This is a genomic window from Desulfatiferula olefinivorans (genome assembly GCF_054657895.1).
On sequence record NZ_BAAHXV010000020.1, the window covers coordinates 71,074 to 85,230 of the forward strand.

The following is a 14,157-nucleotide window of genomic DNA, read 5'->3' on the forward strand; positions in this document are numbered from 1 at the left end:
CCCCCTTATAGTTCGCCCGTGGCCCGTTTCAGTCTCAGGTCGGCCAGGACGGCGTCATAGACCGCGCTGGTGTGATTGATCCGGCTGGTGAGCCGGGCGGTTTCGGCGTCAAGGACCTCGGTGTTGCTGCCGATGTCCCGGGCGTAGCGGTTTTTCGTGATGGCCAGGTTTTCCTCGGACTGATCCAGGGCCCCTTCGGTGACGGTGATACGCAGTCTTGCCTCCCTGAGGTCAAGAAAGGCCTGACGGACCTGGAGGCTGATCAGGCTTCGGGCGTCGCGGAGCCGATGCTCGGCGGCCAGGCGCTTGCGGTCCTCGGATCGGGCACGATGGCGGATGACGCCCCCGTCAAACAAATCCCAGGACAGCCCCACCGTTCCCATCCAGAAGGTGTCGTCGTCGAGCAGGGTCTGGTCCATACGGCAGAGGCTTCCGCCGATCATAACCTGGGGCAGGGCCGAGGCCCGGATACTGCCGGCCTTGTGGGCAAAGGCCTCTGCCTGGTCGGACAGGCCCCTGAGTTCCGGACGGAGGGAAAGGGCCCGGTCGATCAGGGTCTGGCAGGCCGCCTCGTCCGGATGATCGGGTCCGGGCAGAAGGTCGGCAAGGACAGGCTCTTCGGTGAGGGGCCGTCCCAGCAGGCGGTTGTAGGCGGCGCTTGAAAGATCCACGGCGTTTTTTGCCCGGAGTTCGAGCTGTAGGGCCTGGGCCAGGGCCACCGTGACGGCCAGCACATCGTTTTCGGGCACCAGCCCCTGATCGAAGGCCCTTCGGGTATCCTCGCCATGGGCCGAAAGGGCGGCCACGTTGCTCCGGGTCACGGCCAGGGCGTCCCGCGCACGAAGCACCGCCACATAGGCCTCGGCCACCTGGAGTTTGATATCCTGAACGGTTCGGGCGGCGTCGGCCCGGGTCGCGCGTTCGGCCGAAGCCGATGCCTTGACGGTTCCCGAGATTTTTCCGAAGGTTATCACGGGCACCGAGACACTCAGCCGGGAGGCCAGAACCCGATCGTCCTCGAGCAGGGGAAAGGTCAGGGTCGGAAGCAGGGGCAGGCTGACCGAGGTGGCGGGTCCCTTGTCGAACACGGTGAAGGCCGCTCGGGCGTTCAGCGAGGGATAACGAAGGGCCCGGGCCGCCAGAAGGTCTTCATGGGCCGCCATGACCGTGGCCTCGGCGGATTGGATCCGTCCATCGTGGGCCAGAGCGTCGATCCAGGCGTCTTCGAGTGTTTCGGCCACAGCGGCCAGGGGCGGGCGGATGATCAGAAAGACAAGAACGAAAAACAGACGGTGTTTCATGACAGAGACTCCTTTTTCCGGGCATCTCGTATATCAATTTTCATGCCGGATCGGAGAAAGGGCGGCCGGTGTCGTGAGGGGCGGGTTGACGGGGCGATTGAGGTTTCGGGTTTTGTTTTTTCTTCAACGGTGAGGCGGCGCCTTTTTACAGCGTGTAAAGCCGATCTGTAAAAAGGCGTAGAAAAGGCAATTGACAGGAACGGTCAAAATCTTTTATCTTTTTAGACGTGTTTTGCCGTTTGCCCCATCCACCCGTCATATGACATCAATCAGGTTTTTCGCTTTTTCGTTTCAAAAATCGGCTTTTCGCCGTCACGCCCTTCCGGCACGGAGGAGATTATGGCAGGAAAAATCAAGCAGATGATGGACAAGATTATCGAAAAGAAAACCCAAGGCAACCCCACCCTGGTGATGACCACCAAAACCAAGTTTATTCTCAAGGGGTTGAACCCGGATCAGTTCACGGCGACCTCGCCGGATGACCCGGAGGTGATCACCAAACTTCGGCAGATCGCATCGGAAATGGGCATTGTAATCTGACCCATAACGTTTATTCAACCATTCATGTCTTGATGGAGGTATCCCATGCAACTGATTCAAACCGCCTGTTCCACCTTATCCTCACCGTCCGATGCGGCAAGCGACTTGAAACGTCAGGTGGGGGATGGCGCCGTGCATACCCTGATTTATTTCGCATCGTCGTCGTATGACCATGCCGCGCTGGCCTCGGGGCTCGCCCAGGCCTTTCCGAAGGCGTTCTGCCTGGGCTGTTCCACGTCCGGGGAGATCATCAGCGGGAAGATGCTGAAAAACGCCGTGGTGGCGATGGCCTTTCACGAAGACGCCATCGCGGACATGCATATCGAGGTGCTTGAGCACATCGACCGGACGATCGATGTGGCCCGGGCCTTTGACGGCTTCGAAAAACATTTCGGCCGGTCCATGGGCGTCATGGACCATGAACGCTACGTGGGGCTGATTTTGATGGACGGTCTCAGCCGGGCCGAGGAAGCCCTGATGGACAAAATCGGAGACCTGACCAACGTCACCTTTATCGGCGGTTCGGCCGGGGATGACCTGAAATTTCAGAAAACCTTTGTTTCGGCCCAGGGGAAGACCTATGAACACGCGGCGGTTCTGGCCCTCATGAAACCGTCCTTGCCCTTCGGGTTCATCAAAACCCAGAGTTTCACGGTCACTGAAAAGACCCTGACGGTCACAAGGTCCAACCCTGCGGAACGTGAAGTTCTGGAATTCGACGGCAAGCCGGCGGCCCAGGCTTACGCCGACGCCCTGGGCGAAACCGTCACGGGCCTCGAAGACCGTTTTATGGTCAACCCCCTGGGGCTTCTGGCGGGCGGTGTCCCCTTTGTCCGGAGCCCCCAGCAGATCAAAGACGGCCATGTGGTGTTTTATTGCAACATGATGGAAGGCATGGAGCTGGCCGTGCTGGAGTCCACGGACATCGTCCGGGAAACGCAAGCGGCCCTCCGTGAAAAAGAAAGGGACATGGGGACGATTCGCGGCATTATCAATTTCAACTGCATCCTTCGGACCCTTGATCTTGAAAAACGGGGGCAGAGTCAGGCCTACGCCGACGTGTTCAAACACATCCCCACCGTTGGGTTCAGCACCTACGGTGAAGCTTTCATCGGTCACATCAATCAGACCGCCACCATGCTGGTCTTCGGGTGATGGGGGACAGTCGTTCTAGAACGGGGACAGGACGCCGCCGGTGAGCCAGGCGTCGATGCCGGTGAGGATCCGGTCCAGGGGCTGGTAGCCCTGGTTGAGGACCCGGCATTGGTTTGAATCCTTGAGAATCAGGGCCGGGTAACCGAGAACCCCCGCCTGCCGGGCGTTACCAAAATCCCGCCGGGTTTCTTCGATGACGGCCTCGGCGTGAAACAGATCGAAAAAGGTTTTGGGGCCGATCCCCAGGGTTTGGGCCTCGTCGGCCAGGCAGTCGGGATCGTTGATGTTTTTCATGGACAGGTAAAAGGCCCGGTGAAGTGCGGCATAGTAGTCAAAGGCCAGGTCCGGGTCCACGGTTCGGACGGCGACCACGGCCCTGCAGGGCGGCTCGGAATTGTAGTCCCCGTCGGGCAGCTCGTCGATGCGGTCAAGGGCGATGGTCCGGCCGGTGCGCCGGACCACCGCAGACCAGTTGTCGCGGAGCAGGGTTTTGATTTTTTCGCAGACCGGAATGGACGCGTCAACCCGGAGACCCCCCATGATCATGGAAAAACGCACCCGGTCCCCAAAAGTTTCCCGGACCGTTTCGAACACCTCGCCGAAGCCGTAACACCATGCGCACAGAGGGTCTCCGGCATAGATGATCTGTCTATCCACCGATCAGCCCCTCAATCTTTTCGATGACCTCCTCGGGGCTTTGGGCGATGACCATGCCCTGGTTGGTCATCAGGACCGCCAGGTCGGAGCCTGAGTCAAAACCGAACAGGATCAGGGGTTTTCCGCATTTGACGGACAGGGCGATTTCCGACAGGGTTCCGGCGCCGCCGGGGCAGGCCACCACCACGTCGCTGGACAGGATGTTGATGGTGTTTCGGGCGTGGCCCATGCCGGTGACGATGGGAATGCGAATGTACTGGGAGGCTCCTTCGGTCCCGCTGTCCGGCAGGATTCCCACGGTGATGCCGCCCTTTTCAAAGGCCCCTTTGGCCGTGGCCTCCATGATGCCGGTGCACCGTCCGCCGTTGAGCAGAACCCAGCCCTTTTCCGCGATGAGTCCCCCGAGCGTTTCAGCCTTGGCCAGGGTGTCGAAGTCCGCGTTCCCCCCGCCCATGACGCCGATGATTGGTGTTCGTTTCATTTTTTCCCCTGAAATGTGTTTGATTTAATCGGGGCACTTGTTATAATCACCCCGTTTTTTTGACCATGACGATACATCGAATTCCAGGATTCTTCAAGCCGGGAAGCGCAATCCCCCCTTTTTTTCATCGCGTCGGGAGCGTCCGGCGGAACCGTGGTGTGAAAGGGCGGCAACGTCAAACCCATGAAAAAAGTGAGCATTAAAGTTGGCCGGAACGATCTGTGCCCCTGCGGCAGCGGATTGAAATACAAGAAATGCTGTGAAGGCAGGGAGACTCCCATACCCGTGAATCTGGACGCCTACTACCGGAAAAAATACGACATCCGTCTGAAAAAGGACAGGGACATCGAAGGGATCCGAAAAGCCGGGGCCCTTGTGGTTGAAACTCACAAGCGCGCGGCGGAAATGATCAGGCCGGGCATCAGCACCGATGAGATCAACGCCTTTGTCCACGACTTTACCGTCAGCCGCGGCGCCGTGCCCGCTCCCCTCAACTACAAAGGCTATCCCAAAAGCGTCTGCGTATCCGTCAACGACGTGATCTGCCACGGCATTCCCGGGGACCAGATTCTTGAAGACGGCGACATCGTCAACATCGACATCACCTCGATCCTTGACGGCTACTATGCCGACGCCAACCAGACCCTGTTCGTGGGGACGCCCGGTCCCGACGCAAAAAAAATCGTGGGCGTGGCCCGTGAATGCCTCAAGGCCGGTCTTGACATGGTCAAGCCGGGCAATACCATCGGCGATATCGGCTGGGCCATCCAGACCCTGGCCGAAGCCGAAGGCTGCTCGGTGGTCCGGGAATTCATCGGCCACGGGGTGGGCCTGGACTTCCACGAAGCCCCCCAGGTGCCCCACTTCGGCAAGCGTCACAAGGGCATTCCCATGGTACCCGGCATGGTCTTTACCGTGGAACCCATGATCAACCTCGGCGGAGCCCGCCTCTACATCCTCGACGACCAGTGGACCGCCGTCACCGCCGACGGGTCTCTGTCCGCCCAGTTCGAGGAAACCATCGTCGTCACCGACGACGGCTACGAAAGCCTGACACCGCTGGGGCTCTGGTAGCGATTTCCAGGGATGACGCACAACGCAGACACGAAGTGAAGCTTTAGCGCTAAATCGGACGTTTTACGAAGCCGTCAAACGCTACACTGTGGCCGTCGGATTGCCGGTGTATTTGAACTGGCCCTTGCCCAGAATGTCGTGGAGGTGCAGGACGCCCAGGATCACGTTGTCCTGATCCGTGACGGGCAGCACGGTGATCTGGTGGGCTTCCATCAGGTTCAGGGCGTCGTAGACCGGGCTGCCTGCGGCAATGCGTTTGGGATTTTGGGTCATCACGCCGGTGACGGGAAGGGCGTGATCCAGGGCCTTGCGGGCCGAAAGGTGCCGGACGTCGCCGTCGGTCAGGACGCCTTTGAGGGTTAGGGCCGGTCCCGAAACGAGGACGATGCCCAGCCGCAGGCGGTCCATCACGGAAAGGGCCTCGGCCACCGTGGCGGTTTCGCAGACCAGGGGGGTTTTGTCCGAGGCGATCATCAGCTCGTCCACGGTGCACGACAGGCGCTGACCCAGGCGGCCGCCGGGGTGGAATTTCCGGAAATCGGTGGACTTGAACTGCTTGAGATTGATCAGCACCACGGAAAGGGCATCGCCCATGGCCAGGAGGGCCGTGGTGCTCGAGGTGGGTGCCAGGCCCAGAGGGCAGGCCTCCTTTGCAACGCCCACGTCGATGAAAAGGTCTGCCTGACTGGCCAGGGTCGATTGGGGTCGTCCCGTGAAGGCGACGATGGGGCAGCCCGCCTCCCGGACGCTGGGCAGGAGGATGTTCAGCTCTTCGGTTTCCCCGCTGTTGGACAGGGCGATGAAAATGTCCTCCGGGCCGAGCATGCCCAGATCGCCGTGCATGGCTTCCACAGGATGAAGGAAAAAGGCCCGGGTTCCGGTGCTGTTCATGGTGGCGGCAATTTTGCGGCCGATCAGACCGGATTTTCCGATTCCGGCGAACACGACCCGGCCCTTGCAGGCCGCGATCTGTTCGGCCAGGCGGACGAACCTCTCGTCCAGGCGGGGAATCAGGTCTAAAATGGCGTTTGCTTCAAGCGTGAGAACCTCGGCGGCCTGGTCGAGAATCATGGGCGCGTTTCCTTGCAATTGGGGGTTGTCCGTCATGGGTCCCGATACGGGACCGTCATGTCGGCTTAATTTTTCAGGTCCCGGCATAAAAATCAAGATAAAATCCCACAAAGCGGTCGGTCAGGGTATTTTGGGTTTGACAACGATCAAACAATTCTATTATAAGTATCAGGTTAATTTTTTACAGCATGATCATATTGTTTATATAATCAGGCTCATTATCCATACCTGATAGAGGAGTGTGTCAGATGCTTTGTACTACGGTAAGAAATGGTGTCGAATGTCCGTTCATGACCAAGGACGGCTGTTCCTATGAAGGCAATGTCTGCAAGCCCATCGTTCCCCAGTGTGAGGGGTGTGCACGGATTATCGAATATGCGTCGCGACAGTACTGCCAGTCCCAGCCCGACCCCGCAGCCAAATGGCGTCTGGGCAACTGCAACCTGGCCACCCACGTGAGCAACGTGAAGGTTGAGGAAAAACAGAAGATCAACCCCATCAAGGCGTCCAAACGCGGACACAAATAAGGGGCGACCGTGTCGGCGCCTTTTCAGGATGGGCACAACGCCCAGGCCTGAAGTCTGTGCCGTTGTCCGGTTGGTAGACCTGATTTTTGACCCCTGTTCCATAAGAACGGGGGTTTTTTTTACTGTGCCTCTGCCGTATGGCCGTTCCTCACGGCAAAGCGTCGAATCGTTAATTAATTTTGGATCCCTGGCCGGGCCTTTCGGGCGTTATGGCCAGATAAACGACACAAGGAGACACATATGAACGAATTGGCCAAACAACTGAATGACGACATCCTCGCCGGTAACCCCAAAACCTTCGAGATGCTTTCCAGTGTGGGGCAAAATCTGTTTTTCCCCAAGGGGATTCTGAGCCAGTCCGCCGAGGCCAAGCAGAAGGCCCATAAACTCAACGCCACCATCGGGATCGCCAAGGAAGAAGGGAAAATCATGTTTCTTCCCTCGGTGATGGATGCCATCGACATGGGGTCCATTCCCCCCGAGGAATCCCTGACCTACGCCCCGTCGTTCGGGATCCCGGCCCTGCGCCAGGCCTGGAAGGACGCCCAGTACGAAAAGAATCCGTCCCTTGCCGGCAAGACCACCAGCCTGCCCGTGGTGACCTGCGGCATCACCCACGCCATCAGCGTGGTGGCTGATGTGTGGGCCAATCCGGGCGATGTGGTGATTCTGCCGGACATGATGTGGGGCAACTACAACATGATCTTAAGCGTCAGAAACGGCGTCGTGATCAGCAAATACAAGCTGTTTTCCGATCAGGGCGGCTACAACCTCGAGGCTTTCGAAGCCAAGGTCCGGGAAGAGGCTTCCAAGCGGGACAAGATCATCGTCCTTTTGAACTTTCCCCAGAACCCCACCGGTTACACGGCCACCCATGACGAAGGCCGGAAGATCGCCGATATTCTCACCCGGGTCGCCGAGGGCGGCACCAAGGTGATCGCGGTGACCGACGACGCCTATTTCGGGCTTTTTTTCGAAGACGATGCCATGAAGGAATCGATTTTCACCCAGCTGTGCGACCGCCATGAAAACCTTCTGGCCGTCAAACTCGACGGCGCCACCAAAGAAAATTACGTCTGGGGGCTGCGGGTGGGCTTCATCACCTACGGCACGAAAATCGCCGGAAATCCCGTTCCCGTCTACGAGGCCCTGGAAAAGAAAACCGCCGGATGCGTGCGCGGCAACATCTCCAACTGCTCGCACCTGGGCCAGACCATCGTGCTCAAATCCATGAAAGATCCCCGCTACCAGGCGGAAAAAGAGGAAAAGTTCAACACCCTCAAAGCCCGGGCCAATCGGGTCAAAGAGGTGCTGAAAAACCCCAAATACAAGGATGCCTGGGACGTTTACCCCTTCAATTCCGGGTACTTCATGTGTATCCGCCTCAAGAACGTGGATGCGGAAACCTTGAGGGTTCATCTGCTTGACAACTACGGTGTGGGTCTGATCGCCCTGGGCGAGCGGGACCTGCGCGTGGCGTTCTCCTGCCTTGATCTTGACGATGTCGAGGTTCTGTTCGACACGGTGCTTCAGGGTGTGAAAGACCTGTCCTGAAAGGTGGGTTCCCGGCGCCGGCACGGTGCCGGGAACCTTTTTTTCATGCACCCCGACATCCGCGGCTCGCGGGCTCACGACTCGAATGCAGGGGAGGGACAGACGGTTGTTTTTCCGAAGAAAACGGTCCGGTGAAAACGCAAAACGAAGCACGTCGGATCTGGTCGACGTGGGCAAATGGATGTCCTATTTTGTCCTGATCGGGCTGGTGGCCGGGCTGGGTTCCGTGGCGTTTCACTACCTCTGCGAACTGGGCATGCATGTGTTCATGGATCTTCTGGCCGGTTTTCGTCCCGATCCCCCCGCCGGTGAGCATCGCCTGATCCCGCCGTCGAACACGCCCTTCAATCCGTATATCCTGATGCTTCTTCCCGCTTTGGGCGGCCTGATCAGCGGTCTTCTGGTCTACACCTTCGCTCCCGAAGCCGAAGGCCACGGCACCGATGCGGCCATCGACGCCTACCACAACAAGAACGGGGTGATCCGGGGACGGGTGCCCTTCGTGAAAACCCTGGCCTCTGCCGTGACCCTGACCAGCGGCGGTTCCGGCGGCCGTGAAGGCCCCATCGCCCAGATCGGGGCGGGGTTCGGTTCGTTTCTGGCCACCCGGCTCAAGGTGTCGGACCGGGAACGGCGCATCATGATGGCCGCCGGGGTCGGCGCCGGGGTCGGCAGTATCTTCCGGGCTCCCCTGGCCGGGGCCCTGTTCGCCGCCGAGGTGCTGTACCGTGATCCCGAATTTGAATCGGAGGTGATCATCCCCGCCGGGATCGCGTCGGTCATCGCCTATTGCGTGTTCTGTCTGGTCTACGGCTGGGGCTCCCTGTTCCACGCCCCGAATTTTGTGTTCCAGAACCCCCTGGAACTCGGGCCCTATCTGGTGCTGGCCCTGGTGCTGGTTCTGACCGGCATCCTTTATATCAAGGTCTTTTACGGCATCACCCGTCTTTTCAAGAAACTCCCCATGCCGAGCGCCCTCAAACCGGCCCTGGGCGGACTTTTCACGGGAATCATCGGTTTTTTTTTCTGCGGGGCACTGCTTCACGTCTCGCCCCTGGCCTTCGGCTATGGTGCGGTGCAAAAAGCCCTGAACTGTGAGGTCGGCATCGTGGCCCTTCTGGCCCTGGCCTTCGGAAAAATCCTGACCACCTCCTTTTCCATCGGCTCCGGGGGCAGCGGCGGCGTCTTCGGTCCGTCCATCGTCATCGGCGGCGCGTTGGGCGGGGCTGTGGGCAAGCTGTTCAACACGGTGATGCCCCAGGTGGTCACCGAACCGTCGGCCTTTGTCATCGTGGGCATGGCCGGGTTTTTCACCGCCGTGTCCAACACGCCGATTTCCACCATCATCTTCGTCAGCGAGATGACCAATTCCTATCGGCTGCTGCTGCCCAGTCTGCTGGTCTGCTCCGTGGCCTACCTTTTGTCCCAGAAATGGACGATTTTTGAAAACCAGGTGAAAAGCAAGGTGGATTCGGCGGCCCACGCCGGGGAATTTATGGTGGATATCCTCCAGAAAATCAAGGTCCGGGACCTTAACGTCCTGATCCGGCCCGCCACCTGTGTCCCCAAGGACATGCCCTTTTCCAAGTTCAAGGTGTTCTTTTCGGAAACCAAGCAGCATTACTTCCCGGTCACGGATGAACACGAACGCCTGGTGGGCATCTTTTCCTCAACAGATATAAGGTCGGTGATTTTTTCAAAGGAAATCGAACCCCTGATCGTCATGATGGATCTGGCCACCACGGACATCATCGTCACCACCCCCACCGAAGACCTGAACACCGTGCTCCAGAAATTCACCACCCGGAACATCGACAGCCTCCCCGTGGTCAAGGACGAAGATCACGGCGTCCTCCTCGGCATGCTCGACCGCCGTGCCGTCATCGCCACCTACAACCGGCAGATTGAACGTCTGAAAAATTCCTGATGGGCCTGATGGATGAGGCCTCGCCCATCACGTAGGGGCGCACGGCGTGCGCCCTCTGTCTTAAACGACCCTCCGGGGGCAAACTTTTGAAAAGTTTGACAAACGGGTTTTTGGTTTTCTCACGGAGACATAAAGGCACAGAGGAAAATGAAAATGGGTGACCGGGCAAAGCCCGGGGAAAAAGCGTCCTTGATGTTTGACCTACCATTCAAATAGTTTCTCCCGTGCACACCGCTCCCCCGAAACGCCCGACCCTCGTAGATCGGGTTGAGGGACGAAACCCGACAAATGTCTAAAACGACGATCGCGTTCACAGGAAAACAATGCAAAGCCGTGAATCAGGAGGGCCTGTTGTCGATCAGCGACAGAAGCTCACGCGGGTGCGATAGAAGAAACGCCGCCCCGCTGCGTCGCAGTTCGGCCTCGTCCCGGAACCCCCAGAGAACGCCCACCGGAAGCATGCCGGCCGACAGGGCGGTTGTCATGTCCACGGCGGTGTCGCCCAGGTACAGGATGCGGCCGGGATCGATCCCCAAGCGCTCTGCGATCTCCAGGGCCCCCCTGGGATCGGGCTTTTTGGGGACCGTGTCCCGCTGGCCGAGCACAGGGTGGAAGGGGATGTCCGGAAAGAACATCGCGATGTTTTTAAGGGTCAGGTCATGGGGCTTGTTGGACAAGACCGCAAGGGGCAGGCCGCGGGCGGTCAGAGCGTCGAGCAGATCGGTGATGCCGGGATAGGGCCGGGCATATTCACCGCAGACGTCCCGGTAAAGGGAGAGGTAGTCCTCAAGGCATCGGCGGACGGTGCCCGGCTCGGCCGCCTCGCCCAAGGCCCGTTTGATCAGCACTTCAGCCCCGTCGCCCACCAGATGGCGGTAGCGGTCGATCGGGTGGGTGGGAAACCCGTGTCTGTCAAGGACCCGGTTGCACAGATCCCCCAGTTCGAACAGGGTGTCCAGAAGGGTGCCGTCCAGGTCGAACACAACGGCGTTGTAGGGGGAAAAAGCCATGGCGCGTGATCCTTTCAGTGCGGGTCGTAATCCACCTTGAGCAGAAACAGTCCCTGGGGCGGTGCCGTGGCGCCGGCCCGTTTCCGGTCCCTGGCCGCAATCACGTCCCTGAACTCGTCAGGGCTCAGCTTGCCAAGACCCGCGTCGACCAGGGTGCCCACGATGTTCCGCACCATAAATTTCAAAAACCCGTTGCCGCTGACCTCCACCGTCACCCATTCGCTGTCCCGCAGCACAGAGGCCCGGCTGATGCGCCGGACCGTGCTTTCCCGGGGGCTTCCCGTGCCTTCGAAGGATTTGTAATCCATTTCCCCCACCAGGTGGTCGGCCGCCGCCTGCATGGCGGGAACATCGAGGGGGCGGTGAATGTGCCAGTGGTAATGCCGCCCGACGGCCCGGGGAACGGGGTCATTGAGAATAAGGTAGCGGTAGGTTTTGCCTTTGGCGCTGAACCTGGCGTGAAAGGACGCGTCCACCGTCCGGCATTCGCGGATCACGATGCCGCCGGGCAGCATCTGGTTGAGGGCCAGCCGGAATTGGTTGGCGCTGATCCGGGTGTCGCAGGAAAAATGGGCCACCTGGCCCAGGGCGTGGACCCCCGCATCGGTCCGCCCCGACCCGTGAACGATGATGTCCTTTTGGGTCATGGTGCGAAGCACGCGCTGGATCTCGTCCTGGATGGTGGGAAGGTCCGGTTGAATCTGCCAGCCGTGGAAGGCGCTTCCGTCGTATTCGATGATGAGTTTGAAATGCGTGGGCATGAATCAGGGGATGCAGTTCGTCACAGACGGTTGCAGGACACGTTGGCCAGCTGATCTTCCAGGTAGTCGTTGATCAGATGGGCGAAATCGTCGCTGGTGTATCGGGACTTGCAGGACCTGCAGGTCAGAAAGACGCTCTTTCAGGTTCGGCGAAGAAAAAGCTCGCCGCTGCATTTGGGGCAGGTGATGCCGGATGACATGGATAGCATGGGTCACATCCTGTTCGTTAAACATTAATATTGTGAACATCTATAGACGGTTGCCGTAAAAATGACAAGTCCGAATATCTATATCGGCAGGAACATGACAAAAATGAACAGGGCATGGTGGATATTTTGGCCGGGTTCTGCTAAAGAGTGGCGAAAAAGGGGCAGAGGACCGATACGATGACGATGATGCGTTTACAGAAATTTCTTTCCGCCGCCGGGGTGTGTTCACGGCGAAAAGGGGAAGAGCTGATCGCCCGGGGGGACGTCCGGGTCAACGGGGCCGTGGTGACCACCCCCGGCACCCAGGTGGATGCGGCAAAGGACACGGTGGCCGTGCGGGGCCGGGTGGTCCGCATCAAAGAAGAGACCGTTTACCTCGCCCTCCACAAACCCGTGAACGTGGAAAGTTCCTGCCGGAAGCGCCATGACCCCATCGTGCTCGATTTCATCGACCTGCCCCAACGGCTTTACCCGGTTGGCCGTCTGGACAAGGATTCCGAAGGCCTGATTCTTCTGACCAACGACGGCAGGATTCACCACCTTCTGTCCCACCCCTCCTTCGAACACGAAAAGGAATACCGGGTCACCGTGAAAAACACCCTGAGCGACGAAGACCTCCGGGCCATGGCCGCGGGCATGACCCTGCCCGAGTTCGTCACCCGCCCCTGCATTGTCACCCGCCTTGACCGCAACGCCTTTACCATCATCCTCAAGGAAGGAAAAAACCGCCAGATCCGCCGCATGGTCGAAGCCCGCGGCAACACCGTCGTCACCCTCAAACGCATCCGCATCGCCCACATCCGCCTCGGCACCCTCAAACCCGGCCGGTGGCGTCATCTGACCGAGACGGAGATAAAAAAACTGGGGATTCATTCCGGTTCGTAGAGACGCACGGCCGGGAGACGCACGGCCGTGCGTCTCTACGCATTGCGGTGCCGTGAAATAAATGGGAATGAATCCGACGGCAATAAACACCGAAGGAAATGGAAATGTTCGATAAACCGGGTAAATACAAAAACACATACCGTGTCCCCTCCGCGCGATTAACGGGATGGGATTATGCCAGGCAGGGAGCATATTTTATAACCATCTGCACAGAAGGACGCCGTTATCTGTTCGGAGATATCAACGGCCATGACATGGTATTGTCTGAAATGGGTGCCATTGCCTTGGATGAATGGAAAAAATCATTTGAAATCCGTCAGGAATTATTTTGTGATGCCTATGTCATCATGCCGAATCATATCCATGGTCTTGTGCGGATCATGCATGCCGATGCCGGTGATTCCGGTGTAGAGACGCACGGCCGTGCGTCTCTACACGGCCGTGCGTCTCTACACGGCCGTGCGTCTCTGCGTGGCGGTGCGCCTCTGCGTGGCCGGGAGACGCACAACCGTGCGTCTCTACAATATGTTCCAACGTCACATCATGGCGTGGCGTATCGATCCCCCAAATCGATTTCGTCGTTTGTTGCCGGTTTCAAATCATCGGTTACAAAACGAATCAATACATTCCGGGGAACCCCGGGACAGGCAATCTGGCAGACCCGGTTTCATGATCATATTATCCGCAGCGAAAACGAATATCTGAATATCAGACAATATATTGAAACCAATATTGATGGCTGGGCAAAGGATACATTATACAGTGGGTGATCATTACAGGAATGATGGCCTGGGTGAGAAACGAATCACACATAAAATCAACCCGCACCCGCACCCGAAAATGATGTAGAGGCGTACGGACGCGCGTCTCCACCATGGTCGGGAGACGGACGGACGTGTGTTTCCCCAGGGCCGCTAGTTGTGTTTGTCTTACCTTTTTTGACGTTTCGACAACAAAGGACAGCACGGGAACAAAGAACAAGGTCAAGACGGTCGAAAACAAAAA

15 protein-coding genes are annotated in these 14,157 nt (G+C 58.6%); 8 read left to right on the plus strand and 7 right to left on the minus strand.

The genetic code is table 11. From position 1 onward, the window contains the following. Positions 1-5 precede the first annotated feature (5 nt). Positions 6-1,301 carry a TolC family protein gene (locus tag ACYQ11_RS14315; RefSeq protein WP_459924483.1) on the minus strand — a complete coding sequence of 432 codons (1,296 nt, stop codon included), beginning with the start codon at positions 1,299-1,301 and terminating at the stop codon, positions 6-8. 339 nt (positions 1,302-1,640) lie between these two features. On the opposite strand from ACYQ11_RS14315, the gene ACYQ11_RS14320 reads away from it, so the two are divergent. Next, positions 1,641-1,841 carry a hypothetical protein gene (locus ACYQ11_RS14320; protein ID WP_459924484.1) on the plus strand — a complete coding sequence of 67 codons (201 nt, stop codon included), beginning with the start codon at positions 1,641-1,643 and terminating at the stop codon, positions 1,839-1,841. Positions 1,842-1,886: 45 nt separating this feature from the next. Beyond that, positions 1,887-2,996 carry an FIST signal transduction protein gene (locus ACYQ11_RS14325; RefSeq protein ID WP_459924485.1) on the plus strand — a complete coding sequence of 370 codons (1,110 nt, stop codon included), beginning with the start codon at positions 1,887-1,889 and terminating at the stop codon, positions 2,994-2,996. Between the two features lie 15 nt (positions 2,997-3,011). On the opposite strand, the gene ACYQ11_RS14330 is transcribed toward ACYQ11_RS14325, so the two are convergent. After that, positions 3,012-3,653, minus strand: coding sequence for a DsbA family protein (locus tag ACYQ11_RS14330; RefSeq protein WP_459924486.1), 642 nt, complete (start codon positions 3,651-3,653; stop codon positions 3,012-3,014). Beyond that, positions 3,646-4,134 carry a TIGR00725 family protein gene (locus ACYQ11_RS14335; RefSeq protein WP_459924487.1) on the minus strand — a complete coding sequence of 163 codons (489 nt, stop codon included), beginning with the start codon at positions 4,132-4,134 and terminating at the stop codon, positions 3,646-3,648. Before ACYQ11_RS14335 ends, ACYQ11_RS14330 begins: the two co-directional genes overlap by 8 nt. 183 nt (positions 4,135-4,317) lie before the next feature. Between ACYQ11_RS14335 and map the strand changes: the two genes are divergently transcribed. Next, positions 4,318-5,208, plus strand: a complete 891-nt coding sequence (gene map, locus ACYQ11_RS14340; RefSeq protein WP_459924488.1) for a type I methionyl aminopeptidase — start codon at positions 4,318-4,320, stop codon at positions 5,206-5,208. 81 nt (positions 5,209-5,289) lie between these two features. Here the strand turns inward: map and ACYQ11_RS14345 are convergent, their stop codons facing one another. Next, positions 5,290-6,279: a KpsF/GutQ family sugar-phosphate isomerase gene (locus ACYQ11_RS14345; protein ID WP_459924489.1), complete on the minus strand. Its 990-nt coding sequence runs from the start codon at positions 6,277-6,279 to the stop codon at positions 5,290-5,292. Between the two features lie 248 nt (positions 6,280-6,527). On the opposite strand from ACYQ11_RS14345, the gene ACYQ11_RS14350 reads away from it, so the two are divergent. The 3 genes from ACYQ11_RS14350 (at position 6,528) to ACYQ11_RS14360 (ending at position 10,287) form a co-directional block, all read left to right on the plus strand. Continuing rightward, entirely contained in the window at positions 6,528-6,806 is a 279-nt protein-coding gene (locus ACYQ11_RS14350; protein ID WP_459924490.1) for a PxxKW family cysteine-rich protein, read from the plus strand. 240 nt (positions 6,807-7,046) lie between these two features. Continuing rightward, positions 7,047-8,360, plus strand: a complete 1,314-nt coding sequence (locus ACYQ11_RS14355) for an aminotransferase class I/II-fold pyridoxal phosphate-dependent enzyme (protein ID WP_459924491.1) — start codon at positions 7,047-7,049, stop codon at positions 8,358-8,360. 106 nt (positions 8,361-8,466) lie between these two features. After that, a complete protein-coding gene (locus tag ACYQ11_RS14360; protein ID WP_459924492.1) occupies positions 8,467-10,287 on the plus strand; it encodes a chloride channel protein in 1,821 nt (606 codons plus the stop codon). A 338-nt stretch (positions 10,288-10,625) separates the two neighbouring features. Here the strand turns inward: ACYQ11_RS14360 and ACYQ11_RS14365 are convergent, their stop codons facing one another. From ACYQ11_RS14365 to ACYQ11_RS14375, 3 genes are read right to left on the minus strand one after another with little or no spacing between them, the layout of a single operon-like run. Continuing rightward, complete coding sequence (locus ACYQ11_RS14365) at positions 10,626-11,297, minus strand: HAD family hydrolase (protein ID WP_459924493.1); 672 nt, start codon at positions 11,295-11,297, stop codon at positions 10,626-10,628. A gap of 14 nt (positions 11,298-11,311) precedes the next feature. After that, a complete protein-coding gene (truA, locus tag ACYQ11_RS14370; RefSeq protein ID WP_459924494.1) occupies positions 11,312-12,058 on the minus strand; it encodes a tRNA pseudouridine(38-40) synthase TruA in 747 nt (248 codons plus the stop codon). Positions 12,059-12,078: 20 nt separating this feature from the next. After that, positions 12,079-12,186, minus strand: a complete 108-nt coding sequence (locus ACYQ11_RS14375) for a hypothetical protein (protein ID WP_459924498.1) — start codon at positions 12,184-12,186, stop codon at positions 12,079-12,081. A 264-nt stretch (positions 12,187-12,450) separates the two neighbouring features. Here ACYQ11_RS14375 and ACYQ11_RS14380 point away from each other — a divergent pair, with 264 nt between their 5' ends. Next, positions 12,451-13,152, plus strand: a complete 702-nt coding sequence (locus ACYQ11_RS14380; protein WP_459924495.1) for a pseudouridine synthase — start codon at positions 12,451-12,453, stop codon at positions 13,150-13,152. A 104-nt stretch (positions 13,153-13,256) separates the two neighbouring features. Next, complete coding sequence (locus ACYQ11_RS14385) at positions 13,257-13,922, plus strand: transposase (RefSeq protein WP_459924496.1); 666 nt, start codon at positions 13,257-13,259, stop codon at positions 13,920-13,922. Positions 13,923-14,157: the final 235 nt, after the last annotated feature.

Coding starts and splice junctions, on each gene's coding strand:
- ACYQ11_RS14380 (WP_459924495.1), top strand. CDS start 12,451: ATGATGCGTTTACAGAAATTTCTTTCCGCCGCCGGGGTGTGTTCACGG.
- ACYQ11_RS14345 (WP_459924489.1), bottom strand. CDS start 6,279: ATGATTCTCGACCAGGCCGCCGAGGTTCTCACGCTTGAAGCAAACGCC.
- ACYQ11_RS14320 (WP_459924484.1), top strand. CDS start 1,641: ATGGCAGGAAAAATCAAGCAGATGATGGACAAGATTATCGAAAAGAAA.
- ACYQ11_RS14325 (WP_459924485.1), top strand. CDS start 1,887: ATGCAACTGATTCAAACCGCCTGTTCCACCTTATCCTCACCGTCCGAT.
- ACYQ11_RS14385 (WP_459924496.1), top strand. CDS start 13,257: ATGTTCGATAAACCGGGTAAATACAAAAACACATACCGTGTCCCCTCC.
- ACYQ11_RS14315 (WP_459924483.1), bottom strand. CDS start 1,301: ATGAAACACCGTCTGTTTTTCGTTCTTGTCTTTCTGATCATCCGCCCG.
- ACYQ11_RS14335 (WP_459924487.1), bottom strand. CDS start 4,134: ATGAAACGAACACCAATCATCGGCGTCATGGGCGGGGGGAACGCGGAC.
- map (WP_459924488.1), top strand. CDS start 4,318: ATGAAAAAAGTGAGCATTAAAGTTGGCCGGAACGATCTGTGCCCCTGC.
- ACYQ11_RS14350 (WP_459924490.1), top strand. CDS start 6,528: ATGCTTTGTACTACGGTAAGAAATGGTGTCGAATGTCCGTTCATGACC.
- ACYQ11_RS14355 (WP_459924491.1), top strand. CDS start 7,047: ATGAACGAATTGGCCAAACAACTGAATGACGACATCCTCGCCGGTAAC.
- ACYQ11_RS14365 (WP_459924493.1), bottom strand. CDS start 11,297: ATGGCTTTTTCCCCCTACAACGCCGTTGTGTTCGACCTGGACGGCACC.
- truA (WP_459924494.1), bottom strand. CDS start 12,058: ATGCCCACGCATTTCAAACTCATCATCGAATACGACGGAAGCGCCTTC.